This is a genomic window from Nonomuraea rubra, from assembly GCF_014207985.1.
In the GTDB taxonomy this organism is placed as follows: domain Bacteria; phylum Actinomycetota; class Actinomycetes; order Streptosporangiales; family Streptosporangiaceae; genus Nonomuraea; species Nonomuraea rubra.
Genome location: NZ_JACHMI010000001.1, coordinates 8,142,208 through 8,164,676 on the forward strand (window position 1 = coordinate 8,142,208; position 22,469 = coordinate 8,164,676).

The following is a 22,469-nucleotide window of genomic DNA, read 5'->3' on the forward strand; positions in this document are numbered from 1 at the left end:
CCCCGAGCTTGAGGGGATGGTATGCGGAAGATCGGCGGACGGTACCTCCTGAATGAGGAGGCCGGTCGTGGGGGTATGGGAGTCGTCTGGCGGGCGTTCGATCAGCTCCTCCACCGTACGGTGGCGCTTAAGGAGCTGACCTTGGCCGGAGAGGCCGAGATGGTGCGCCGCCGGGTGCTGCGTGAGGCGCGCATGGCCGCCGGGCTCACGCACCCGAACATCATCACGGTCCACGACCTGATCGAGGAGGGCGGCAAGCTCTGGATCGTGATGGAGTACCTCGACGGGCTCTCGTTGCACCAGTTGCTCTCACAGGTGGGCACGCTGCCGGCCCAGTCGGTGGCGGCCATCGGGCAGCACCTGCTCGCGGCGCTGCGCACCGCCCACCAGGCCGGCGTGCTGCACCGTGACGTGAAGCCCGCCAACGTCATGCTGACCGGCGACCGGGTGGTGCTGACCGACTTCGGCATAGCGACCGCCGAGGGCGACATCCGCATGACCACCTCCCGCCGCCTGCGCGGCACGCCCGCCTTCATGGCGCCCGAGCGGCTGCACGGCGGGCCGGCCAGCAAGGAGGCCGACATGTGGTCCTTCGGCGCCACCCTCTACAGCGCCATCGAGGGCCAGCCGCCCTACCCGGGGCAGGACGCCGCCACGGTGCTCGGCATGGCCCGCAGCGGGCCGTACCCGCCGCCCCGGCGGGCCGGGGTGATGCGGCCGCTCATCGAGGGGCTGCTGCATCACGATCCGGTGCGGCGGTACACGCCGGAGCAGACGGCGGGGTTGCTGGCGGGCATGCGCGCCAGCGCGTACCAGGCGGCCATCTGACCCTTCCGGGATCGCGCGGGTGTGGTGAAGCCGGCGGCTTTCACCACACCCGGATAGACCGTTCCGGATCATGCCTTTTCCGTTACCGTGGAGCTACGGGACGAACGCATGATCTCCGGGCCGGAGGTGGTGAGGTGGCCGAGCCGTTCACCGAATATCGCGAGCTGGGACCGGCCGATCCGCTCCGGCAGGGCGTCGTTCTGGAGGCCGTCGACCCGGCCGCGTCGATGTGGCGGAGAAACCTGCTCATCATCACCGCCGACTGCGACTTCGCGCACGACAAACATCACGGCCGGGTCACCTGCGTTCCGCTGTCTCCGGGCGGTCCGGCCTCGAAGGGCTCGGCTACCGGCATCGCGGGCTCATCGTCGGCCCGGCGGAGTACCTGGCGGGGCTGCAGTTCGACTCCGTGCTCGTCGCCGGCATCCCGGACCTGCGCCTCGCCCTGCCGACCGCCAACGAGCGGACCCGGCTGCTGTCGCTGCTCTACCTGGCGCTCAGCCGGGCGCAGAAACAGGTCCGCGTCTTCGTGAACGAGGACGACGGCGGAGCTCCGGAAGTGCTGCTCCGCGCCGTCTCCAACGGGCTGATCGAGGCGGAGAAGGGCAGCCTCGTCTAGTCACCCCCGTCTAGTCGCGCTTGGCGCGCGCCTCGGCCTCGGCGGCGTCCATGGCCGCGGCCTCCTCGGGCGTCGGCGCCGTGCCGCCGAGGTGGGCCGGCTGCCACCACACCCCCTGCGGCACCTCCGGGTACGTGCGCTGCGCCCGGTCCACCAGCTCCGACAGGCGGGAGTGCAGGTCGGCCGTGTGATCGTTGACGTTCTCGCCGCGCTTGGGGTACATCGGCTTGCCCACCAGGATGGTGAGCGGCACGTGACGCTGGAGCAGCTTGCGCGGCCTGCCCTTGGTCCACAGCCGCTGGCTGCCCCACAGGCTCACCGGGATGATCGGGGTGCCGGTGGCCATGGCCATGCGGATCGCCCCGTTCTTGATCTCCTTGACGGTGAACGACCGGCTGATCGTGGCCTCGGCGAACACGCCCACCACCTCGCCCGCCTTCAGCATCCGCAGCGCCGTCGCGTACGAGCCCGCGCCCGCCCCCCGGTCCACCGGGATGTGATGCATCCCGCGCATCAGCGGCCCCGAGATCCGGTGCGTGAACACGTCCTCCTTGGCCATGAAGCGGACCAGCCGCTTCGACGGCAGCGCGGCGAACCCCGCGAAGATGAAGTCGAGGTAGCTGATGTGGTTGCTCACCAGCACCGCTCCCCCGGACCGCGGCACGTGCTCGGTGCCCTCCATGTGGAAGCGGACGTCGAGCACGCGAAAGAGGGTCCGCGCGGCGGCGATCACCGGCGGGTACACGATCTCAGCCATGTGCAGAAGGTAACCTACTCAGACGGGTGTCACGGTAGTCGGGAGGCTCACCATGCCCCGCACGTTGCCGTGGGCGGTGCGCCTGATGCCGGTCGGGTCGAGGTCGTAGCCGGGCGTGACGGCCCTGGTCAGCTCCTCCAGGGCGATCCGGCCCTCCAGCCTCGCCAGGGGGCCGCCGAGGCAGTAGTGGCGGCCGGAGCCGAAGCTGATCGCGCGGGCGGTGTCGCGGCCCAGGTCGTAGACGTCGGGGGCGGGGAAGACGGTCTCGTCGCGGTTGGCCGAGCCGATCAGGAGCCACACCCTGGAGTCCTTGGGGACACGGACGCCGTACCAGTCGGTGTCGCGGGTGAGGCGGCGGGCGATGCCGTGCGCGGGCGTGTCGTAGCGCAGCGACTCCTCCATCCACTCCTCGATCGCCCCGCCGAAGGCGGCGGCGCGCTGGCCGGGGTTGCGCCACGCCCAGTACCAGGCGGCGCTGAGCAGGTGGGTGGTGGTCTCCGCGCCGGCGCCGATGAGCAGGAAGAGGAACGCCACGATGTCCTCGTCGGTCAGCTCGTCGTCGGCGACGAGCACGGACACGAGGTCGTCGCGGGGCGCCTTCCTGCGCTCCGCGATGATCGAGCGGTAGTAGTCGCCGAGCCCGATGATGCTCCTGAGCCCGTCCTCGGCCATCCTGCCCTCGGGGTCGTACGTGAGCGCGGCGCCGAAGTTCCCGCGTACGTGCGCCCGTTCGGACGGCGGCACGCCCACCAGCTCGGAGATCACGTCGAGCGGCAGCCGGGCCGCGATCTCGCGGGCGAAGTCGAACGTGCGCCGCTCGACCGCCCGTTCGATGTGCCCGCGGGCGATCTGCCTGATCATCGGTTCGAGCGCGGCGACCCGGCGCGGGGTGAAACCGCGGGAGATGGCGGCGCGCATGCGGGTGTGCTCCGGCGGGTCCATGGCCACGAACGACAGGAACGTGCGCGCGTGCGGCCCCCAGGCGCCCGGGTCCAGCATGGGGCCGTGGTCGCTGGACAGCAGCGAGCTGTCGGTGAGCGCGGCCGAGACGTCGGCGTACCGGGACAGCGCCCAGAAGCCGAGCTCGGGATTGTGGTAGAGAGGCGCTCGCGCACGCAGCCGCGCGTAGACGGGGTAGGGCTCGTCGTTCACCGCGGGATCGTACGGGTTGTAGACGACATCCACCCCGCCCACGCTACGACGCTTGCGCGGTCGTGAAAACGGGCAGATGTTTTGACCATGAAGAAGCTCATCAACTCGGCGGACTCCGTAGTTGAAGACGCGCTGAACGGCATGGCCGCCGCCCACCCGTCGCTCCGCATCCGCGACCGGGTGGTCTACCGGGCGGACGGCCCCCGCCCCGGCAAGGTGGGGCTGGTCTCGGGCGGCGGCTCCGGGCACGAGCCGCTGCACGCCGGGTTCGTCGGTCACGGCATGCTGGACGCCGCCTGCCCCGGCGAGGTGTTCACCTCGCCGGTCCCCGACCAGATCATCGACGCCACGAAGGCCGTGGACGGCGGCGCCGGGGTGCTGCACATCGTCAAGAACTACACGGGCGACGTGCTCAACTTCGAGATGGCCGCCGAGCTGGCCGAGGGCGTCGAGGTGGTCAGCGTGCTGGTGGACGACGACGTGGCCGTCCAGGACTCCCTCTACACGGCCGGCCGCCGCGGCACCGGCGCGACGCTGTTCGTGGAGAAGATGGCCGGGGCGCTGGCCGAGGAGGGCGCGCCGCTGGCCGAGGTGGCCGCCGTGGCGACCGAGGTGGACGAGCGCAGCAGGTCGTTCGGCATCGCGCTGTCCTCCTGCACGGTCCCGGCGGCCGGGAAGCCCACGTTCGACCTGCCGGAGACGGACGTGGAGCTGGGCATCGGCATCCACGGCGAGCCCGGGAGGGCCAGGGTGCCGATGGTGTCGGCGCGCGAGCTGGCGGGCGTGGCCATGGAGGCCGTCCACAGCGACCTGCCGCTCCAGGGCGACCTGCTGGTGATGGTGAACGGCATGGGCGGCACCCCCCTCATGGAGCTGTACGTCGTGTTCGCCGAGGTGGCGGCGTTCGTCAGGGGCAAGGGGGCGCGGGTGACGCGGTCGCTGGTGGGCAACTACGTGACGAGCCTGGAGATGCAGGGCTTCTCCGTGACCGTCTGCCGGCTCGACGACAGGCTGACCCGGTTGTGGGACGCGCCGGTCGAGACGCCCGGCCTGCGCTGGGGGCGGTGATGGAGGCAGCGCTGTTCGTGGCCTGGTTCGAGGAGGCGGCCAGGCTCGTACGCGCCGACCGCGACCGGCTGACCCGGCTGGACGCGGCGATCGGCGACGCCGACCACGGCACCAACCTCGACCGCGGCCTCACCGAGGTGCTCAAGGCGCTGGCCGACACGGCGATCGAGTCGGAGGCGCAGGTGCTGGCGACGGCGGGCGCGACGCTGATCCGCCGCGTCGGCGGCGCTTCGGGGCCGCTGTACGGGTCGCTGTTCCGGCAGATGGGCAAGGCGCTGGAGACGCCGGTGACGCTGGCCGGGTTCGCGGCGGCGTTCGAGGAGGGCGTGGTGGCGGTCGAGCGGCTGGGCAAGGCCGCGCTGGGCGACAAGACCATGGTGGACGCGCTGGCCCCCGCCTCCCGTGCGCTGGCCCTGGCCGTACGTGATGGGGTCGGGGTCCGCGAGGCGCTCGACCAGGCGGCCCGCGCGGCCGCGGACGGCTCCAAGGCCACGATCCCGATGCAGGCGAGGAAGGGTCGGGCCAGCTACCTCGGCGAGCGCAGCATCGGGCACGAGGACCCGGGCGCGGCGTCGTCGGCACTCTTCATGGCGGCGCTGGCCACCGTGGCCGGATGACCGTGGCGGCACGGACCGGTTCTGTGACGGGCGGCGGTGCTTCGACGGGAGGTGGCGGGGCGGCGTGATGGTGGGTGTGGTGCTGGTCTCGCACAGCGCCGGGCTGGCGGACGAGACGGTGGCACTGGTCCGCGGGATCGCGGGCGAGGACGCGCCCCTGGCGGCGGCCGGGGGCACGGTGGACGGCGGGCTGGGCACGAGCCTGGACCTCATCGAGGCGGCCGTGCGCAGCGTCGACAGCGGCTTCGGGGTGGTGATCATCCCGGATCTCGGCAGCTCGGTGCTGACCGCCCGGCTGCTGGAGGAGGACGGGCGGGTGGTGGTGGCGGACGTGCCGTTCGTGGAGGGGGCGGTCGCGGCGGCGGTGGCGGCGGGCACGGGGGCCTCCCTGGCCGACGTGCTGGAGGCGGCCGAGGAGGCCCGCGCCTTCCGCAAACTCTGAACGGCCGCTCCGAGCGCTCGCGATGAACGCCCGCTCCGAACGGCCGCTCCGAGTACCCGGGCCTGGTGCGCCCACCGGCCTGCGAGCCGCCTGCGGGCCGGGTGTGGGCCGGGTGTGGGCCGGGTGTGGTCAGTGGCCCTTGAAGGCCTCCTCCAGCCACCACGAGCCGCGCTCCCCCGCCACCTTGGCGTGCACGAGCAGGGGCCGGTCGCGCGGGCCGTCCAGCCAGCCCGCCACGCCCGCCAGGTCCTCCCGGCGGGTGACGGTCACAGCGGCCAGGCCGTGGCCGCGGGCGATGGCGGCCAGGTCGGCCGGTGGGAACGTGACCGTGCCGAGCGGGTGACCGTGCGGCCCGAAGTGGTGCACCTCCGCCCCGTACGCCTCGTCGTCGTACACGACGATCACCATCGGCAGCCCGAGCCTGACCACGGTCTCCAGCTCGGCCAGGCCCATGAGCAGGCCGCCGTCGCCGAGCGCGGCCACCGGGAGGCGGTCGGGGCGGGCCACGGCGGCGCCGATCGCCGTCGCCAGCCCCAGCCCGACCGACTGGAACGCCTGCGTGAAGCAGAACCCGCCCTCGTCCGGGACATCAAGGAACATCGACGGATATCCCATGAAGTTCCCGGAATCGATGGAGACGATCCGCTCCGGGGGCAGGAGGTCGTCCAGGCCGATCGTGAGCGTCCTCGGGTCGATCCTCCCGCCGCCGCTCTCGTCCCCGTACGGGACGGCCCTCCAGCGCCCCTCGGCCCGGATGCGCTCGGCCACCCCGGGCGTACGGTAGCCGGAAGCCTGCTCGGCCCGGGCCGTCACCGCCCGGGCGACCTCGGCCACGTCGCCCACCACGCCCAGGTCGGCGGGGACGTGCGTCTTGAGCGCCGCGGCGTCGAGGTCCACCTTCGCCACCCGGGCGCCGGGCGAGATGAGCGAGCCGTGGCGGGTGGTCCACATGTTCAGCGCGCAGCCCCAGGCGACGACCAGGTCGGCCTCGCGGATCAGCTCGGCGGTCAGCGGCGTGGCGAACCCGCCGGAGACGTCCAGGTCCCACGGGCTGCCGCGGAAGAGCCCTCTGGCCACCGCGGACGTCGCCAGCAGCGCGCCCGTCCGCCCGGCCAGCTCCTCCAGCTCGTGCCGGGCATGCCTGGCCCCGCGCCCGGCGATGAACACGGGCCGCCGAGCCGCCGCCAACGCCCCGGCCAGCGCCGCCACCTCCACCTCCGTGCCTCCGCCAGGCGAGGCGACTTCGGCCAGAGCCGCCCCTGCCAGAGCGGCCCCCGCCGAGGCGCCGCCCGGCGGGGCGGTCGGGTGAGGGCGCGTGGCCGCCGGGCGCAGCAGCGCGGTGGCGAGCCCGGCGACGTCCTCCGGCCCCTCGTAGGGGGCGGACTGGACGTCGAGGGGCAGGTTCAGCAGCACCGTGCGCCGCTCCCCCACCGCCGTCCGGTACGCCTCCACGACCTGCTCCACGGCGCCCTCGGCCGAGGCCACCCGCAGCGCCACCGCCCCCACCGCGGTCGCCAGGGCGGCCTGGTCGATGTGGAAGTTGGACTGGGCTTCGGTGGCCTCCCCGGCGAGCACGATCAGCGGCGTACGGCTCTTGGCCGCCTCCGTGAGGCCGGTCATGGCGTTCGTGAGCCCCGGCCCCTGGTGCACCGACACCACGCCGACGTGCCCGCTCATCCGGGCGTAGGCGTCGGCCATGGTGGCGGCGCCGCCCTCGTGGCGGGCGGCGACGAAGCGCGCGCCGCTCGCCACGAGGGCGTTGGTGACGTGGAAGTTGCCGCTGCCGACCACGCCGAACACGGCCTCGGCCCCGCACGCGGCCAGGGCCCGGCCGACGGCCTCCGCGACGATCAACGTTCCACCAGGGCCAGCACGCGCACCGGGCTGCCCGAGCCGCCCACGATGGGCAGCGGCGGCGCGACCACGACGGCGCCGGTCACCGGCAGGCGGTCGATGTTGCGGAGCTGGGTGAGGCCGTACTTGCCCGCGCCCAGCAGGAAGGAGTGGCAGGGGAAGGCCGGGTCGAAGGAGTGGGCGGCGCCCGCGTCGGTGCCGACGGTCTCGACGCCGATGCCGAGGATGGGGGTCTCGGCGGCCAGCCACCGCGCGCACTCGACGGAGACGCCGGGCGTGTGCGGCCCGGTCTCGTCGGCGTTCAGGAAGGCCGCCTGGTCGCCGGAGCGGGTGTCCCAGCCCGTGCGGTAGAGCAGCCAGCCGCCGTCGGGGAGCGGGCCGTTGGCCCGCTCCCACTCCTTGACGTGGTCGATCTGCAGGAGGAAGTCGGGGTCCTTCGACGCCTCCGCCGTGAAGTCGAGCACCACGGCGGGCGCGATCAGGCTGCGCGCGGGCACCTGGGAGACGTCCTGGCCGTCGCGGCCGGTGACCCAGTGCACGGGGGCGTCGAAATGGGTGCCGGTGTGCTCGCCGGTGTGGATGTCGTTCCAGTACCAGCCCGGGCCGCGGTCGTCGTACCGGCTGATCTCCTCCAGCCGGAACGGGATCGTGTTGCCGAACGGCTCGGGCAGCTGGAGGATGGGCGTCTCCGCCGAGAGGGGCGCGGTCAGATCGATCACTTCGATGGCCCCGCTGCGCACGCTGTCGACAAAGCTCCGCAACACCGACATGTCTTCCTCCTTGGTGGGTTGAGCGCATCCTCCTACGCTCGCCCTACCAGTGCAAACACCGCTCTAGCGGCAGGCGGTGCGGGTCCCGTCGAGGTCGTAGGTCTTCTTCAGCGAGTTGAAGTTCTGGGCGTTGGACCTGGCGCAGAACTGCGAGGTCCTCAGCTCGTATTCGACCTGGAAGACGGCCTTGCCGGCCTTGACGAACTGGTCGTAGCCGTACGTGCCGTTCTGCGCGGTGGTGCACTCGGAGTACTGCCAGCACTGCTCGTTGACCGCGAAGTCGAAGTACGGCAGCAGCCGCGGGATCTGGGCCACGTCGTTCTTGAGCCCGACGGACAGGCCCCGCTTGTGCGCCTCGTTGGCGAACCAGGCGTTGTAGGCGAGCTGGTCGGCGGCCTTGAGCGGGAAGCCGCTGTCGTTGGTGTAGGCGTCGACGTTGTCGGGCTCCACGGCGTCGAACCCGGCCGCCTTGCACATGTCGAGCCTGGCCTTCATGATCTCGCCGAGCTTGCCGGTGTACTGGCGGATGTCGAGCCAGCGCTCGCCCTCCCACTCGTCCAGCGGCTTGCCGAGCACGCCGGCCGGGAACTGCCCGGCGTCGGGCCGCCAGTCCTCGTGCGAGCCGGCGCTGATGTAGCAGACGAGCTTGCGGCCGGGCCTGGCGGCCTTGAGCGCCTTGACGATGGTGCCGCTCTCGGCGGCGGCGAAGCCGTCGATGTCGTACATCTGCACGTCGAGGAACGGCTTGGCGGGCAGGGAGGACAGCCGCCACTCCCAGCTCGTGTTCAGGGCGGGCTTCCAGCAGCCGTCGCAGGCGACGGGGGCCGGCAGGGCGGTGGCCGCCTGGGCGGGGGCGGGGACGAGGGCGGTGGCGGCCAGGACGGCCGCGGAGACGAGTACGGACAGACGCATGGTCACTCCTCGCGAACGAGACGGTTCGGATCGGTGGCTCACGCGTGCTGTTCCGCACTCTCCGCCAGGCGCCCTGGCCAGGGACGCCGGAGTGGCGTGGCCCATAGAACGCAGGGACGACACGCCAGCACGCCCGGGCGTGCCTCCTCTCTGTCGCCCGCCAGAATTGCGCGTTTCTGCCGGGTTGTCCACCCCTTCGGTCAGGAAGGCGCGTCAGGCGCGGGTCCACTCCACGCAGCCGCCCGTCTGGAACGCCTTGTCCGTGGCCTGGATGGTGACGGTGGCGGGGCCGTTCGGCATGCCGGTGGCGATCACGCCGCCGGTCGTGGTGCGCAGCCTGGCCCAGTAGCACATGGGGAAGCCGGTCATGGGTCCGGTCGTGCGGTACGTGCCGGGCTGGATGTCGGTGCCGACGACCAGCGTGCGCAGGAGCGAGGAGAGATCGACGGCGGCACCGGTGGCGCCCGGTGTCGTCGTCCCCAGTCCCGGCTGGGTCTGTCCGGTCTGACCTGGCTGAGGCTGCCCCGTCTGGCCTGGCTGAGGCTGTCCGGTCTGGCCTGGCTGAGGCTGTCCGGTCTGGCCGGGCTGGGTCTGCGCGGGGGGTGGTGAGCTCGCGGGAGGGGGTGAGCTCTGGGGCGGGGCCGTCTCCTCCGGCGGGGTGTCCTCGACGGTGACCGTGACCCTGGGCTCGGGCTCCTCCGTCGTCGTCCCCGCCCCGAACCCGACGAGCACGCCCAGCAGGAAGCCCAGCAGCGCGGCGAGCCCCGAGACGAGCACGATGATCGGCGGACTGCTCGTCGCCCGCGGGTACTCGGGGTACCGGGGGTGGTCAGGAGGCGGAGGCCCGTACATCACGGACCAAGCGTGCCATCCCTGTCAACGGTGGAGATAGTCGACGAGCGACGCCTTCTCCGTCTCCAGCTCCTCGATGGCGCTCTTGACCACGTCGCCGATGCTCACGATGCCGATGAGCCGGCCGTCCTCGACCACCGGCATGTGCCGGAACCGCTGCGTGGTCATCGTGCGCCGCAGCGAGTCGACGTTCTCGCCGGGGCCGACCGTGGTGACCTCGGTCGTCATGATCGCCGAGACGGGGGCGTCGAGGATCGCGGCGCCGCGGTCGTGCAGGCGCCGCACGACGTCGCGCTCGGAGACGATCCCCTCGATGACCTCGCCGTCGGTCGAGACGACCACGGCTCCGATGTTGTGCTCCGCGAGCTTGGCGAGCAGCTCCCGCACGGTCGCCTCGGGCGCCACGGTCGTCACGCCACTGCCCTTGCCGCGAAGGATGGTCCCGATGAGCATGTGCATCACCTCTGCCCTCAGTCTTCCAAGCCTGCATCCAGGCAAACAAGCCCGTGGGGACGGAGTCAATGGGTCACGTAGGCTGCTTGGCGTACGAAATCCCGTACAAAGACCGAAATATCACCCAAGGACTGCCAGATGACCGAGCCGCTCAACACCGGAAGCCACGACCTGCCCGTCACCGAGGAGCTGGCCGCCTTCATGCGTACCGGCTGGGGGCGGCAGGGCGCGGCCGGGGTGAGCGCGCGCCCGATCGCCCCGTGGGCGGCCAAGCGGCGCGCCGCGCTGGCGCAGCGTTTCCCGGGCGAGCGGCTGGTGATCCCGGCGGGCACGCTGAAGGTGCGCAGCAACGACTGCGACTACCGGTTCAGGCCGCACAGCGCGTACTCGTACCTGACCGGGGCGAACGAGTCGGACGACGTGCTGGTGATCGAGCCGTCCGGCGAGGCTGTCCTGTACGTCAGGCCGCGCGCCCCGCGCGAGGAGGGCCAGGAGTTCTACCGCGACCGCCGCTACGGCGAGTTCTGGGCCGGCCCGCGCCCCGACCTGGCGGAGGCGGCCGAGCTGTACCAGCTCGACTGCGCGCACATCCGCGAGCTGGATCTCACCGGGCCCGCCAGGGTGCTGCGCGGGGTGGACGCCTCCGTGGACGCCCGGGTGCCCAGGGGCGATGGGGACGCCGAGCTGGAGTCGTTCCTGTCGGAGATGCGGCTGGTCAAGGACGAGTGGGAGCTGGGCGAGCTGCAGGGCGCCGTGGACGCGACCGCGCGCGGCTTCGAGGACGTCGTGCGCGCGCTGCCCCAGGCGCTCGGGCACCCGAGGGGCGAGCGGTACCTGGAGGGCGTGTTCGGGCTGCGCTCGCGGCTGGAGGGCAACGCCGTCGGCTACGACAGCATCGTGGCCTCCGGCGCGCACGCCTGCGTGCTGCACTGGATCCGCAACGACGGCGCGCTCGACGCCGGCGACCTGCTGCTGATGGACGCGGGGGTCGAGGCCGACACGCTCTACACCGCCGACGTCACCCGCACCATCCCGATGTCCGGCCGGTTCAGCGCCGTGCAGCGGCAGGCGTACGAGCTGGTGTACGAGGCCCAGACGGCCGCCATCGCCACCCTGAGGCCCGGCGCCCGCTTCCGCGACTTCCACCTCGCGGCCATGCGCGTCATCTGCGACGGGCTGCGCGACTGGGGCCTGTTCAAGCAGTCCACGGACGAGCTGATGGAGACGGGCCTGTACCGGCGCTACACGCTGTGCAGCAGCGGCCACATGCTCGGCCTGGACGTGCACGACTGCGCGAAGTCGCGTGCCGAGGTCTACCTGGACGGCGTCCTGGAGGAGGGCTACGTGCTGACCGTCGAGCCGGGCCTGTACCTCCAGCCGGACGACCTGACGCTGCCGGAGGAGCTGCGCGGGATCGGCGTCCGCATCGAGGACGACCTGGTCGTCACCGCGGACGGCGCCACCCTGATGTCCTCCGCGCTGCCCCGCCACCCGGACGAGATCGAGTCGTGGATGGGCGCCCTGCTGTAACGGAACGGCCACTATTCGTACCCGCCTGACAAGGCCCGGCCCCGCTCTCATACCTTTCGCGCAAATTCCCGCCAAGCCATGGCCTACTGGACAGCCCGTCAGTAGGGTTGGCGATCCGTAGGCGGCGGAGGTGGTGATGGCCTGGTCCGGGTACGTCGGGCGGCGGGCCGGCTCGGCCCTCGGCCAGGTGGGTGACCTGTTCGTCATCGTCCTGGAGGGCCTGCGCCGGAGCTGGGACGTCAGGCGCTGGTGGTGGGAGTTCGTCGACCAGTGCTGGTTCCTGGCCCGCGTCACCAGCGTCCCCGTGCTGCTGGTCGCCCTGCCGCTGGGCGCCACCGTGGCCTTACAGGTGGGCGAGCTGGCCAGGCAGCTCGGCGCCGGCTCCGCCACCGGCAGCGCGGTCTTCGTCGGCCTCATCCGCGAGGTGGCGCCGCTGGCCAGCGCGCTGCTGATCGCCGGGGCCGGCGGCAGCGCGATGACCTCCGACATCGGCGCGCGGCACATCCGCGACGAGCTGAGCGCGATGGAGGTCATGTCGGTCAACCCGATCCATCGCCTGGTCACGCCGCGCATGTGGGCGGCCAGCACGATCGCGGTCTGCCTGTGCCCGCTGGTCATCGTGGCGGGCGCGGCCGGGGGCTACTTCTTCAACGTCGTGGTCCAGGGCGTCACGCCCGGCGCGTACTTCGACGGGGCGCTGTCGCTGGTCGTGGCCTCCGACCTGTACGTGACGCTGTTCAAGGCGTGGATCTTCGGGTTCGTCGCGGCGGGCGTGGCCTGCTGGAAGGGCATGACCTGCGCGACCAGCCCGGTCGGGGTGGGGCGGGCGGTCAACCAGGCGACCGTGGTGACGTTCATGCTGGTGTTCACGTTCAACTACGTGATCTCGGCCGTGTACTTCCTGGCCTACCCGCCGAGGTCGCTCTGATGGTCACGCGGACCGCGGGCCTGCGGATCGCCCTGAGGGGGCGGGACGCCGCCGAGCGGTTCGCGTCGCTGGCCGACTGGCCGCTGTTCGTGTGGCGGGTGCTGTTCTACTCCGTACGCGACGTCGTGCTGCGGCTGAAGTACTTCAAGGTCGTCATCCGGCAGGTCAGCGACGTCGTCGTGGGTGTCGGGGCGACCGTCATCGGCGGCGGCATGATCTTCGTGGTGTTCACGATGGCGTTCGTCGTGGGCGCGACCGTCGGTCTGCAGGGCTACCAGGGGTTGCAGGCCATCGGCGCGGAGTCGTTCATGGGGCTGGTCGGCAGCTTCGCCAACGTCCGCGAGATCACCCCGATCATCGCCGCCACGGCGCTGGCGGCGCAGGTCGGCTCGTCGTTCACGGCGGAGCTGGGCGCGATGCGCATCTCGGACGAGATCGACGCGCTGGAGGTGATGGGCATCAACGCCTTCACCTACCTGATCTGCACCCGGGTCGTGGCGGCGCTGCTGGCGCTGGTGCCGATCTACCTCATCGCGCTGTTCGCCAGCTTCTTCGCCACGCGGCTGATGTGCACCGTGCTGTTCGGGCTGGCGCCCGGCGTCTACGACTACTACTTCTACCTGTACCTGCCGGTCAGCGACATCGTGTTCAGCGTCGCCAAGGTCGCGGTGTTCGCCTTCGCCGTCATCGTGATCCACTGCTTCCACGGCTTCCACGCCACGGGCGGGCCGGTGGGCGTGGGCGTGGCGGCGGGCCGGGCCATCCGCCAGTCGATCGTCACGATCGTGCTGCTCAACCTGCTGCTGTCGTACCTGTTCTGGGGCGGCGGCGGCAACATACCGCTGACGGGGTGAGCCGGTGGGCCGAGCTGATCTCCCTCTCGCCGCCCGGCTGGGCATCGCGCTGGCCGTGCTGGCCGTCTTCGCCGCCGCGGCCCTGTACGCCGTGCGCGCCGCCACCCAGGTCCCCGGCACCCGGATCGACGCCGTGTTCGGCCGGGCCGGGCAGGGGCTCGACACCGGCTCCCCCGTCAAGATCCGCGGCATCACGGTGGGCGAGGTGACGGACCTGTCGCTGGACGCCCAGGGCCGGGCCGTGGTCACCATGCACGTGACCGTCAGGCTGCCCGCGACCACGGTCGCCACCGTGGAGCCCGCGTCGGTGTTCGGCCCCAAGTTCGTCGGCCTGGAGCTCGGCTCCGGCGAGACCACCGGCCCCTACCTGGCCGCCGGCGCCGTCATCACCGAGACCCGGGACCCGCTCGACCTGTCCGACACGCTCGGCGACGCCTACGAGGGCCTGGACGCGGTCGATCCGCGCGAGGTCACGGTCATCGTGCACACGCTCGCCAAGGGGCTGGAGGGGCAGGGCAAGGACCTGCGCGAGCTGATCGGCGACGCCGGCACCGTCGTGGACGTGGCGCACCGGCACCGGCAGCGGGCCAGGCAGTTCCTGCACGACACGGCGCTGCTCGGCACCGCGCTGTCGGACAAGGGCGACGAGCTCGTCTCCATCTCCTCCGACGTCAACGTCATCACGCCGGACCTGCTGGAGCGAGCCGACAAGGTCCGTGCGCTGCTCCAGGAGATCACCTCGGTGTCCGGGCAGGTCACGCACGGCCTGGCCAAGCACCGGCAGAACCTGCGGGCCGGCGTGCACTCGGGCGAGCGGGTGGCCGCGCTCATCTACGCCCAGCTCGGCCTGGCGGGCGACGGCGTACGCGGCCTGAACACGCTGGTCGACCTGCTCAACGAGCTGATCGAGACGCCCGGCCCCGGCAACAGCCGGCAGCTCCAGGTGGAGGCGTTCGTGGCCACCGACATCTGCGAGCTGATCGTCGGCGCCTGCGGCCCGACCGACGGGAGGCGCTGATGGAACGGGTGCGCCGCCGCTGGACCTTCCTGCGGTTCGTGCTGTTCATCGGCCTGACCGTGTCGCTGATCGTGTTCATCGCCGTGCAGATCGCCCGGGTGGGCACGGGCGGCGGCTACCGGCTGACCGCCGTGTTCGACGACGTGTCGGGGCTGGTCGAGGGCGACCAGGTGAAGATCGCCGGAGCGCCGGTCGGCCAGGTGGACACGATCACCGTCGTGGACGGGCGCGCGGAGGTGACCATGGAGGTGCAGGACGCGGTCAGGGTGCCCACGGACACCGAGGCCGCCGTCCGCTGGCGCAACGCCGTCGGCCAGCGCGTGATCTACCTGCTGCCCGGCACCGCGCCCGGCAGGCTGCCGCCCGGCTCCCGCATCACCCGCACCTCCTCCGTCGTGGACATCGGCGAGCTGGTCAGCGACCTCGGCCCGCTCACCCGCAGCCTCGACCCCGAGCAGATCAACCAGCTCCTGACGGCCGCCGCCACCTCGCTCAAGGGCAACGACCGCAACATCCCGCGCCTGCTCGACAACATCAACGCGATCACCACCACGGTCACCGAGCGCAGGAAGACCATCGAGCGGCTGCTGGAGGACTACGCCACCGTCACCGGCGTGGTCGCCAAGCGGGACCAGCAGATCGAGCGGCTGGTGGACAACCTGGTCACGCTGTCGGAGGCGTTCGCCGACAACCGGCAGCTCGTGGACGACGCGCTGGTGGAGCTGTCGGCCACCTTCCACACCTCCAACGAGGTGCTCGGCAAGAACGCCGACGAGCTGGGCGGGCTGGTGGACAACCTGTCGGGGCTGACCGGCGGCATCAGGCGGCACGTGGGCGAGATCGACAAGGTGGTCGACACCTTCCCGCCGCTGCTCACCCGGGCGTACTCGTCGGTCAACCGGGGCCACTACTTCATCACCGCGGTCCCCTGCCTGGCGCTGAGCGCCGCGCCCTGCCCGTACGGGATGCAGACGCCGCCGCCGCTGCGCAACACCCGCATCCAGAGCGAGAAGGACCTCAGGAAGCTGCTGGTGGGCCGGTGATGGCGCGCAAGTCGTTCCGCGACAGGAACAAGCACGCCGTCGGACTGGTGTCGCTGGCCACGCTGGCGGTGGTCCTCGTGGCCACGTTCCTGGTCGGCAACCTGGGGCTGCTGGAGGGCGGCTACACGGTGTCCGGGGTGTTCGTGGACTCCGGCGGGCTGCGCACCGGCAACGACGTGCGCGTCGCCGGGGTGCGGGTGGGCAAGGTCACCGAGGTGCGGGCCGACTACGGCCAGGGGCACGTGGTCGTCACCTGGAAGGTCGACGACGGCGTACGGCTCGGCCGCTCCACGCGGGCCGACATCGCCCTGTCCAACCTGCTCGGCGGCCGGTACGTCAAGCTCACCGGCGCCGTCGCGCCCCCGTACCTGGACCAGCTCCCCGAGGCCCAGCGGCGCATCCCGGTGCAGCGGACCGGCGTGCCCACCCTGATCAACGACGCCGTCAAGGACGCCACCAGGCTGGTCGAGCGGCTCGACACCGAGGCCGTGGACGACCTGCTCGCCGAGCTGGGCAAGCTGGACACCTTCAAGCACGGCCGCGTCACCCGGCTCCTGGACAACATCGGCGACCTGTCGGAGACCATCAGCAGGAGCGAGCCGCAGCTGCAGAGGCTGCTCGACAACGGCACCCGGATCATGAAGGTCCTGGAGAAGAAGGACGCCCAGCTCGGGCGGCTCATCGACGCCGTCGAGGTGATGCTGGGCGAGCTGCGCAGGCGCCGCGACGAGCTGCGCACCATCCTCGGCGACGGCAGCGACCTGGTGCAGAGCACCACCCGGCTGATCACCGAGCACGAGAAGACGCTGGTGCGGGTGCTCGACGACAACGCCGCCATCACCACCCGGCTCAGCGGCAGCACGGAACGGCTCAACTCGCTGCTGGCCTGGGCGGGGCCGACGTTCTCCGGGCTGGCCACCATGGGCGGGCAGGGGCCGTGGCTGGAGGCCATCGCCACCGGCCTCGGGCCGATCAACCCCGAGGTGCTGGCCGCCATCGCCAAGGACAGGGAGAACGACCGATGAGGCGGCTCGCGGCGGTGCTGCTCGCCTGGACGCTGCTCGCCTCCGGCTGCTCGGTGGGCGGGGCGGGGCCGTACCTGCTGGTGGCGATCTTCAGCCAGGCACCCTCCCTGTACGAGGAGGCGCGGGTGAAGGTGATGGGGCTCGACGCCGGCTACGTGGAACGGATCCGGATATCTGGCGACAAGGTACGGGTCGAGCTGCGGATCGACCGGCACGTGCCGCTGCCGTCCGGCGTCAAGGCCGTGGTCGCTCCGCAGAACACGCTCGGCGAGCGCAACGTCGTGCTCTACCCCCCGTGGAAGCCGGGCGACCAGCGGATCCAGGCCGGGGCGACGATCCCGCTGGAGCGCACCGACCTGCCGGTGGAGATCGACGAGGCGCTCGACGCGTTCACCAAGCTGACCGACGCGCTCGACGACGAGAAGCTGGGCGACGTGGCGGGCGACCTGGCCGACGGGGTGCGCGGGCGCGGCAAGACGATCAACGACGCGATCGCCGACACCTCCGAGCTCACCGGCGTGCTGGCCAAGCAGGACCAGCAGCTCGTGGACCTGGCCAGGAGCCTGAACGAGCTGGCCACCAGCCTCAACGAGCGCGAACGCCAGGTGACCGGCGCCATCGACGCCTTCTCCGAGGCGAGCGCGATCCTGGCGGAGGAACGGCGGCGGCTGCGCGGGTTCGTCACGGCCATGGCCGGGTTCGTGCGCCGCGGCGACGTGATCATCGAGCAGTACGCGGAACGGCTGCCCAGGGCCGCCACGACGCTGGCCGAGCTGGTGCTGACGGTCCGGGCCAACAGCGCCTCCACCGCGCGGGCCGTCAAGGGCGCCGCCGACTTCGCCGACATCCTGATCGACTCCTGGGACCGCAAGCAGCACGTGCTGAAGATCCGCGTCGTGCTGAACGCGATGACCAGGGCGTGGCTGACGCCGCTGTTCGAGGCGCTGAACCTGGGCCCGGTGCCGTGCCTGCCGGCCGGGCTGAGCAACTGCCCCTTCGCACGCCGGGGAGGCTCACGATGATCCGGCGGCTGATCGCCGGGCTGGCGGCGCTGACCCTGGCCGCCGGCTGCTCGCTGCAGACGCTCGGCGCGACCACCGGCGACCTCACCCTGCACGCCGTCTTCGACGACGTGCAGAGCCTGGTGGCCGGGCACAGCGTGCAGATCGCCGACGTACGCGTGGGCACGGTCACCGGCATCCGGCTGGAGGGCTACCGGGCCAGGGTCACCATGTCGGTCCAGTCGGCGCACCGGGTGCCCGAGGGCAGCACGGCCACCGTGGCCAAGACGTCCGTGCTGGGCGAGAACTACGTCCGGCTCACCCCGCCCGCCGGGAAGAACCTGGCCACGGGCCCGTACCTGAAGGACGGCGCGACCATCGCCGAGACGTCGGTCGAGCCGGACATCGAGCAGGTCACCGCGAAGGCGGGGCCGCTCATCGAGGCGCTCGGCGCGCAGGACGTGAACGCCATCCTCGACGCCGCCTCCACCGCCTTCGCCGGCCAGGGCGACGAGGTGAACCGCCTGATCAAGCAGACCGCGCAGGTCACCGACGCCTACGCCGCCGCCCGCCGCGACCTCGGCACCTCCATCGACGCGCTGGCCAGGCTCGGCGACGACCTGGCCGAGGGCAGCGCCGAGCTGGACCGGCTGCCGGGCACGCTGGCCGCCGCCACCGAACGCCTCGCGCACGGCCGCCGGCACGTCAAGCGGACGATCGTCGCGCTCACCAAGCTGGCCGAGCAGGCCAACCTCACCGTCTACCCGCGCCACGCCGAACGGCTGCGCACGCTGCTGCGCGAGCTGGAGGCCGTCTCGACGGCCATGCAGCGCGGCAAGGAGGACCTGAAGGCGCTGGTGGCCAAGCTGCAGGCGTTCATCGACACGCCGCCGATCACGGTGAACGGGCAGGTGCTGATCTACGTGTGGCTGAAGGGCCTGCTGCCGAGCGTGCGCGGAACCCCCGTACGTGAGCGCGGCGGCGACTTCAGCCTGCTGCTGGAGCCGCCGCGATGAGAAGCCGCATCTACGTCAACCTCGGGTTCTTCGTGCTGCTGGGGATCGTCATGACGGTCTGGGCGTTCAGCACGATCATCCGGCTGGACGCGATCGAGCGGCCGTACCGGGTGTCGGCCGAGTTCGTCTCCTCCCCCGGGCTGATCCGCGGCTTCGACGTGGCGTACCTGGGCGTCCGGGTCGGCAAGATCGGCGACGTGCGGCTGGCGCCCGGCAGGATCGTCGTGGGGCTGGACATCGACAGGGAGATCCGGCTGCCGAAGGGCGTCACGGCCGAGGTGCGCCGCCGCTCGGCCATCGGGGAGCCGTACGTGGCGCTCTCGCCGCCGCCCACCGGCGTCGCCGGGCCCACCCTGGCGGCCGGCGACACGATCCCGCTGGCCAGGACGACGGTGCCGCTGGACTACAAGAAGCTGTTCGAAGGGGTCGGCAAGCTGCTGAACGCGGTGCCGCCCGAGGACGCCGACACCATCGTGCACGAGCTGGCCGTCGCCCTGGACGGGCGGGCCCCGGCCATCAGGCGCATCGTCGACGACGCCCACACCCTGACCGGGACCCTCGCCGACAACGCCGAACTGCTCGACGACCTGTCGGTGCAGCTCACCCGGCTGACGCACACGCTGGCCGGCAAGCGCGGCGAGCTGGCCTCGGGGATCTCGGACCTGAGCACGGTGACGGCGGCGCTGCGGGAGTCCCGTACGGACCTGAACGCCTTCCTGGACCAGGGGCCCGGCGTGTTCGCGCAGCTCGACGCGGCCGTGCGGACGTCCAGGCCGGGCTTCTCGTGCCTGCTCACGGCGGCGGGGCTGCCGCACCAGCCCGCCTTCTCGGCGGCGACCGAGCGGAACGTGCACCACCTGCTGAGCATCGTGCCGACCGCGCTCACCCTGGCCGGCGACATCAGCGACCGGCGCGGGGGGACCGTGTACGGGAAGGCGTCGTTCATCTTCAGCGTGCCGGGCGGGCCGACGCCGGCCGAGGAGTACGCGGGCCCCCTCGGGCCGCCCACCGTGCCCAAGGTCCGGTCCTGTCCCTCCCGCGCGCCCGCCCCCGACCCTTCCCCCGACTCCGGCCCCGGCCCTGACTCCGGCCCGTACCCGGACGGCCGGCACGCCGACGCCTCCCGGCCCGCCGAACGCGCCGGCGAGCAGGACACCCCGGAGCCCTCACCCGAGAGCACCACCGAGTCGCCCAGAGCCGTGGCCGGCAACCGGGCCGCGTCAGGAACCCCGATGGACATCGCCCCGCTGATTGCCGCGATCTTCCTCGCCGTGGTGGTGAGCGGTGGCATCGTGGGCTGGATAGCGGCGGGCCGGGCCGCCCGCCGCCGTGAGGAGTCACCATGACCGACGACCCCAAGGCCACCACTCTGGAGGACAGCACCCGGGAGGACGCCGCCCCGCCTGCCGACGCGCCCGAGCCGGAGGCCGAGGAGGCCCCGCTCGCCGAGCCGGAGGCCAAGGACAGCTCGCCCGGCGCGCCGGACGCGGGCGCCACGGCCGGCGACGAGACGTCCACGAGGGGCGGGCGGTTCACGCGGGCCAAGGTCGTCGGGGCGCTGGCCGCGATGCTGGTGACCGCGATCACCGCCACCGCCGTCCTGCAGTGGATCTCCGCCGCCCAGGCCGAGGACGCCCGCGCCGGCCTGGAGTCGGAGCGCGCCCTGCGCCTGGAGGTGTCCGGCGCGGCCAGCGCGTTCAGCCGCGCCCTGCTCAGCTACGACTACCAGAACCTCCAGAGCACCCGCTCCACCCTCGCCGCCCAGGCCACGGGCGACTTCCTGGCCACGTACGACACGGCGTTCGGCGGCGCGATGGCGCAGGTCATCGTCAAGCTCAAGGCCACCTCGCAGGCCACCGTCCGCGAGGTCTACCTGGCGGACGTGGACGAGGCCACCGCCCACGCCATCGTCGTCGTGGACCAACAGGTGAACACTTCGGAGGCGATCCGCTCGGTCAAGGACTCCCACCTTAAGATCAGCCTTGTGAAGGAGAAGGGGAGCTGGAAGATTCATGACGTGACCGTGCTCGGCGCGGCGTCGGAGGACCAGTACAACCTCAACGGCGACGAGAAGAACAAGGACTGACGATCGGCCCCTTAGCGATGGGTGGGCGCCCCGACGAGGTGCGCGCCCCCGAAGAATGGCTCACCGAGGTGGAGCGGGAGCGGGCCGCCCGCTTCAAGTTCGACCACGACCGCACCATCTTCGTCGCCGCCCACCTGCTCGTGCGGATCTGCGCCGCCGAGGTGCTCGGCGCCGACCCTGCGGAGCTCACGCTGCTGCAGTACTGCGACCTGCACGGCTTCGGGCACGGCAGGCCGTCCATCGAGCAGGCCCCGGACCTCGGCGTCAGCTTCAGCCACACGCGCGGCTACGTGTGCGCGGCGGCGGGTCCCGGCAAGATCGGCGTGGACGCGGAGCGCGTACGCCCCGGCCCGCTGGACACGGTGCTGGCCGACCGCGTGCTCACCCCGTACGAGCGGGCGATGGTCACCGGCAACGACGAGCTGATCAGGCACTGGACCCGCAAGGAGGCGCTCATCAAGCGCGGCGAGCTGACGCTCGACAAGGTGAGCGAGGGTGGCGCGGACCTGACCGGCCGGCACCTGCTGGAGTGGAGCGCCGGCCCGGACATCAGGGTGGCGGTCGTCACCGACAGCCCCGCCCGCCGCGTGCCCATCCCCGGCGAGGACTCATGAACGGCGGCGCAGCACGATCATCTCCGGGATCATGAACGGCGGCGGAGCGCGGCCCTCCCGGGGATCATGAACGGCGGCGGGTCGGGGTTGGGTCGAGGAAGACCTGCCTGACCCCCGGGAACCGCTCCCGCAGCCTACGGTCCACCTCCTCGCAGGCGAGCTCCACCCCCAGCGCGCTGGCCTCGTCCCTGAAGTCGATCTTCGCGGCGACCAGCATCGCGCCCGGCCCGATCATCATGGTCAGCAGCTCCACCACGTCCTCCACCTCGGGCTGGGCCAGCAGCACGGCGCGGATGCCGGTCTCGATCCCCTGCGGAGCGGCCTGGCCGATGAGCAGCGACAGGTTCGACTGGATCAGGATGAGCGCGACGACCAGCAGGAGCAGCCCGATCGCGACCGACGCGGCGCCGTCCCAGAGCGCCGAGCCGGTGAGCTGCGAGCCGAGCAGCCCCGCACCGGCGATGAGCAGCCCGACCAGCGCGGCGGCGTCCTCGAACAGCACCGCCTTGAGCGCGGTCTCCGACGTGAGCCGCACCAGCCGCACGGGGCTCACGTCGTAGCGGCGCGCCTCACCGCGCAGCTGCCTGTACGCCTTGGAGAAAGAGACGGCTTCGATCACGAACGACACGGCCAGCACGACGTAGGACGGCGTCAGGTTGGACAGCTCCTCGCCATGGCTGATCTCGTGCAGCCCGTGCGTGACGGAGAACCCGGCCCCGCCCACCAGGGTCGCCACCGCCGCCATCATGGCCCAGACGAACCCGGCCTTGCCGTACCCGAACGGGTGCCGCCGGTCGGCGGGCTTGCCCGAGCGGCGCACCGCCACCAGCAGGAGCAGCTCGGTGACGGTGTCGGCCGCCGAGTGCGCCGCCTCCGAGAGCATGGCCGCCGAGCCGCCGATCAGCCCGGCGATGAGCTTGGCCAAGGCGATGGCGAGGTTGGCGGCGCCGGCGACGAGCACGGTGCCCAGGCTCTCCCCCGACTCGGCCTCCCCCATAGCGTTCCACTGTACGTGCGCTAGATTGGAGAT

25 protein-coding genes are annotated in these 22,469 nt (G+C 72.1%); 16 read left to right on the forward strand and 9 right to left on the reverse strand.

Annotated elements, in window-relative coordinates; genetic code table 11:
- Positions 1-21: 21 nt before the first annotated feature.
- Entirely contained in the window at positions 22-828 is an 807-nt protein-coding gene (locus HD593_RS36945; protein ID WP_080040917.1) for a serine/threonine-protein kinase, read from the forward strand.
- Positions 829-896: 68 nt separating this feature from the next.
- On the opposite strand, the gene HD593_RS36950 is transcribed toward HD593_RS36945, so the two are convergent.
- On the reverse strand, positions 897-1,118 hold the full coding sequence (locus HD593_RS36950) for a hypothetical protein (protein WP_185106555.1): 222 nt from the start codon (positions 1,116-1,118) through the stop codon (positions 897-899).
- Between the two features lie 119 nt (positions 1,119-1,237).
- On the opposite strand from HD593_RS36950, the gene HD593_RS36955 reads away from it, so the two are divergent.
- The gene (locus HD593_RS36955; protein ID WP_185106556.1) at positions 1,238-1,447 is read left to right on the forward strand and encodes a hypothetical protein; all 210 of its coding nucleotides are present in this window, start codon (positions 1,238-1,240) and stop codon (positions 1,445-1,447) included.
- A gap of 10 nt (positions 1,448-1,457) precedes the next feature.
- Here the strand turns inward: HD593_RS36955 and HD593_RS36960 are convergent, their stop codons facing one another.
- Together HD593_RS36960 and HD593_RS36965 are read right to left on the reverse strand one after the other, a co-directional pair.
- The gene (locus tag HD593_RS36960) at positions 1,458-2,204 is read right to left on the reverse strand and encodes a lysophospholipid acyltransferase family protein (protein WP_185106557.1); all 747 of its coding nucleotides are present in this window, start codon (positions 2,202-2,204) and stop codon (positions 1,458-1,460) included.
- Between the two features lie 18 nt (positions 2,205-2,222).
- Positions 2,223-3,398, reverse strand: coding sequence for a cytochrome P450 (locus HD593_RS36965; protein ID WP_185106558.1), 1,176 nt, complete (start codon positions 3,396-3,398; stop codon positions 2,223-2,225).
- Positions 3,399-3,443: 45 nt separating this feature from the next.
- On the opposite strand from HD593_RS36965, the gene dhaK reads away from it, so the two are divergent.
- The 3 genes from dhaK (at position 3,444) to dhaM (ending at position 5,483) form a co-directional block, all read left to right on the forward strand.
- A complete protein-coding gene (gene dhaK, locus HD593_RS36970; RefSeq protein WP_185106559.1) occupies positions 3,444-4,424 on the forward strand; it encodes a dihydroxyacetone kinase subunit DhaK in 981 nt (326 codons plus the stop codon).
- Positions 4,424-5,041 carry a dihydroxyacetone kinase subunit DhaL gene (gene dhaL, locus HD593_RS36975; protein ID WP_185112357.1) on the forward strand — a complete coding sequence of 206 codons (618 nt, stop codon included), beginning with the start codon at positions 4,424-4,426 and terminating at the stop codon, positions 5,039-5,041. The genes dhaK and dhaL overlap by 1 nt, the downstream gene beginning before the upstream one ends.
- Before the next feature lie 67 nt (positions 5,042-5,108).
- Positions 5,109-5,483, forward strand: coding sequence for a dihydroxyacetone kinase phosphoryl donor subunit DhaM (gene dhaM, locus HD593_RS36980; RefSeq protein WP_185112358.1), 375 nt, complete (start codon positions 5,109-5,111; stop codon positions 5,481-5,483).
- Positions 5,484-5,612: 129 nt separating this feature from the next.
- On the opposite strand, the gene HD593_RS36985 is transcribed toward dhaM, so the two are convergent.
- The 5 genes from HD593_RS36985 to HD593_RS37005 all read right to left on the reverse strand — a co-directional run bounded on the left by HD593_RS36985 (position 5,613) and on the right by HD593_RS37005 (position 10,324).
- Complete coding sequence (locus tag HD593_RS36985) at positions 5,613-7,337, reverse strand: thiamine pyrophosphate-binding protein (RefSeq protein ID WP_185106560.1); 1,725 nt, start codon at positions 7,335-7,337, stop codon at positions 5,613-5,615.
- A complete protein-coding gene (locus HD593_RS36990; protein ID WP_185106561.1) occupies positions 7,334-8,107 on the reverse strand; it encodes a cyclase family protein in 774 nt (257 codons plus the stop codon). Before HD593_RS36990 ends, HD593_RS36985 begins: the two co-directional genes overlap by 4 nt.
- A gap of 63 nt (positions 8,108-8,170) precedes the next feature.
- Entirely contained in the window at positions 8,171-9,019 is an 849-nt protein-coding gene (locus HD593_RS36995; protein ID WP_185106562.1) for an endo alpha-1,4 polygalactosaminidase, read from the reverse strand.
- Between the two features lie 213 nt (positions 9,020-9,232).
- Entirely contained in the window at positions 9,233-9,874 is a 642-nt protein-coding gene (locus tag HD593_RS37000) for an Rv1352/Rv1906c domain-containing protein (RefSeq protein WP_185106563.1), read from the reverse strand.
- 21 nt (positions 9,875-9,895) lie between these two features.
- Complete coding sequence (locus HD593_RS37005; RefSeq protein ID WP_185106564.1) at positions 9,896-10,324, reverse strand: CBS domain-containing protein; 429 nt, start codon at positions 10,322-10,324, stop codon at positions 9,896-9,898.
- A 138-nt stretch (positions 10,325-10,462) separates the two neighbouring features.
- Here HD593_RS37005 and HD593_RS37010 point away from each other — a divergent pair, with 138 nt between their 5' ends.
- The 11 genes from HD593_RS37010 to HD593_RS37060 all read left to right on the forward strand — a co-directional run bounded on the left by HD593_RS37010 (position 10,463) and on the right by HD593_RS37060 (position 21,439).
- Positions 10,463-11,854, forward strand: coding sequence for an aminopeptidase P family protein (locus HD593_RS37010; protein ID WP_185106565.1), 1,392 nt, complete (start codon positions 10,463-10,465; stop codon positions 11,852-11,854).
- 136 nt (positions 11,855-11,990) lie between these two features.
- Positions 11,991-12,782, forward strand: coding sequence for an MlaE family ABC transporter permease (locus HD593_RS37015; RefSeq protein WP_080040927.1), 792 nt, complete (start codon positions 11,991-11,993; stop codon positions 12,780-12,782).
- Positions 12,782-13,636 carry an MlaE family ABC transporter permease gene (locus HD593_RS37020; RefSeq protein WP_185106566.1) on the forward strand — a complete coding sequence of 285 codons (855 nt, stop codon included), beginning with the start codon at positions 12,782-12,784 and terminating at the stop codon, positions 13,634-13,636. The genes HD593_RS37015 and HD593_RS37020 overlap by 1 nt, the downstream gene beginning before the upstream one ends.
- Positions 13,637-13,640: 4 nt before the next feature.
- The gene (locus tag HD593_RS37025; RefSeq protein ID WP_185106567.1) at positions 13,641-14,654 is read left to right on the forward strand and encodes an MCE family protein; all 1,014 of its coding nucleotides are present in this window, start codon (positions 13,641-13,643) and stop codon (positions 14,652-14,654) included.
- Entirely contained in the window at positions 14,654-15,697 is a 1,044-nt protein-coding gene (locus tag HD593_RS37030) for an MCE family protein (RefSeq protein WP_185106568.1), read from the forward strand. Before HD593_RS37025 ends, HD593_RS37030 begins: the two co-directional genes overlap by 1 nt.
- Positions 15,697-16,722, forward strand: a complete 1,026-nt coding sequence (locus tag HD593_RS37035) for an MlaD family protein (protein WP_185106569.1) — start codon at positions 15,697-15,699, stop codon at positions 16,720-16,722. The genes HD593_RS37030 and HD593_RS37035 overlap by 1 nt, the downstream gene beginning before the upstream one ends.
- Positions 16,719-17,744, forward strand: coding sequence for an MCE family protein (locus tag HD593_RS37040; RefSeq protein ID WP_185106570.1), 1,026 nt, complete (start codon positions 16,719-16,721; stop codon positions 17,742-17,744). Before HD593_RS37035 ends, HD593_RS37040 begins: the two co-directional genes overlap by 4 nt.
- A complete protein-coding gene (locus HD593_RS37045) occupies positions 17,741-18,739 on the forward strand; it encodes an MCE family protein (protein WP_185106571.1) in 999 nt (332 codons plus the stop codon). Before HD593_RS37040 ends, HD593_RS37045 begins: the two co-directional genes overlap by 4 nt.
- Entirely contained in the window at positions 18,736-20,085 is a 1,350-nt protein-coding gene (locus HD593_RS37050; protein ID WP_185106572.1) for an MlaD family protein, read from the forward strand. Before HD593_RS37045 ends, HD593_RS37050 begins: the two co-directional genes overlap by 4 nt.
- Positions 20,082-20,825, forward strand: a complete 744-nt coding sequence (locus HD593_RS37055) for a hypothetical protein (RefSeq protein ID WP_185106573.1) — start codon at positions 20,082-20,084, stop codon at positions 20,823-20,825. Before HD593_RS37050 ends, HD593_RS37055 begins: the two co-directional genes overlap by 4 nt.
- 17 nt (positions 20,826-20,842) lie before the next feature.
- Complete coding sequence (locus tag HD593_RS37060) at positions 20,843-21,439, forward strand: 4'-phosphopantetheinyl transferase family protein (RefSeq protein WP_185106574.1); 597 nt, start codon at positions 20,843-20,845, stop codon at positions 21,437-21,439.
- 64 nt (positions 21,440-21,503) lie between these two features.
- Here the strand turns inward: HD593_RS37060 and HD593_RS37065 are convergent, their stop codons facing one another.
- The gene (locus HD593_RS37065; RefSeq protein ID WP_185106575.1) at positions 21,504-22,436 is read right to left on the reverse strand and encodes a cation diffusion facilitator family transporter; all 933 of its coding nucleotides are present in this window, start codon (positions 22,434-22,436) and stop codon (positions 21,504-21,506) included.
- Positions 22,437-22,469 lie beyond the last annotated feature (33 nt).

What these genes read in the sequence shown, in the direction of transcription:
- dhaM (WP_185112358.1), top strand. Translation starts at nt 5,109, where the DNA reads ATGGTGGGTGTGGTGCTGGTCTCGCACAGCGCCGGGCTGGCGGACGAG.
- HD593_RS37050 (WP_185106572.1), top strand. Translation starts at nt 18,736, where the DNA reads ATGAGAAGCCGCATCTACGTCAACCTCGGGTTCTTCGTGCTGCTGGGG.
- HD593_RS37040 (WP_185106570.1), top strand. Translation starts at nt 16,719, where the DNA reads ATGAGGCGGCTCGCGGCGGTGCTGCTCGCCTGGACGCTGCTCGCCTCC.
- HD593_RS37055 (WP_185106573.1), top strand. Translation starts at nt 20,082, where the DNA reads ATGACCGACGACCCCAAGGCCACCACTCTGGAGGACAGCACCCGGGAG.
- HD593_RS36945 (WP_080040917.1), top strand. Translation starts at nt 22, where the DNA reads ATGCGGAAGATCGGCGGACGGTACCTCCTGAATGAGGAGGCCGGTCGT.
- HD593_RS36990 (WP_185106561.1), bottom strand. Translation starts at nt 8,107, where the DNA reads ATGTCGGTGTTGCGGAGCTTTGTCGACAGCGTGCGCAGCGGGGCCATC.
- HD593_RS37030 (WP_185106568.1), top strand. Translation starts at nt 14,654, where the DNA reads ATGGAACGGGTGCGCCGCCGCTGGACCTTCCTGCGGTTCGTGCTGTTC.
- HD593_RS36960 (WP_185106557.1), bottom strand. Translation starts at nt 2,204, where the DNA reads ATGGCTGAGATCGTGTACCCGCCGGTGATCGCCGCCGCGCGGACCCTC.
- HD593_RS37035 (WP_185106569.1), top strand. Translation starts at nt 15,697, where the DNA reads ATGGCGCGCAAGTCGTTCCGCGACAGGAACAAGCACGCCGTCGGACTG.
- HD593_RS37015 (WP_080040927.1), top strand. Translation starts at nt 11,991, where the DNA reads ATGGCCTGGTCCGGGTACGTCGGGCGGCGGGCCGGCTCGGCCCTCGGC.
- dhaK (WP_185106559.1), top strand. Translation starts at nt 3,444, where the DNA reads ATGAAGAAGCTCATCAACTCGGCGGACTCCGTAGTTGAAGACGCGCTG.
- HD593_RS37060 (WP_185106574.1), top strand. Translation starts at nt 20,843, where the DNA reads ATGGGTGGGCGCCCCGACGAGGTGCGCGCCCCCGAAGAATGGCTCACC.
- HD593_RS37020 (WP_185106566.1), top strand. Translation starts at nt 12,782, where the DNA reads ATGGTCACGCGGACCGCGGGCCTGCGGATCGCCCTGAGGGGGCGGGAC.
- dhaL (WP_185112357.1), top strand. Translation starts at nt 4,424, where the DNA reads ATGGAGGCAGCGCTGTTCGTGGCCTGGTTCGAGGAGGCGGCCAGGCTC.
- HD593_RS37010 (WP_185106565.1), top strand. Translation starts at nt 10,463, where the DNA reads ATGACCGAGCCGCTCAACACCGGAAGCCACGACCTGCCCGTCACCGAG.
- HD593_RS36995 (WP_185106562.1), bottom strand. Translation starts at nt 9,019, where the DNA reads ATGCGTCTGTCCGTACTCGTCTCCGCGGCCGTCCTGGCCGCCACCGCC.
- HD593_RS37005 (WP_185106564.1), bottom strand. Translation starts at nt 10,324, where the DNA reads ATGCTCATCGGGACCATCCTTCGCGGCAAGGGCAGTGGCGTGACGACC.
- HD593_RS37045 (WP_185106571.1), top strand. Translation starts at nt 17,741, where the DNA reads ATGATCCGGCGGCTGATCGCCGGGCTGGCGGCGCTGACCCTGGCCGCC.
- HD593_RS37065 (WP_185106575.1), bottom strand. Translation starts at nt 22,436, where the DNA reads ATGGGGGAGGCCGAGTCGGGGGAGAGCCTGGGCACCGTGCTCGTCGCC.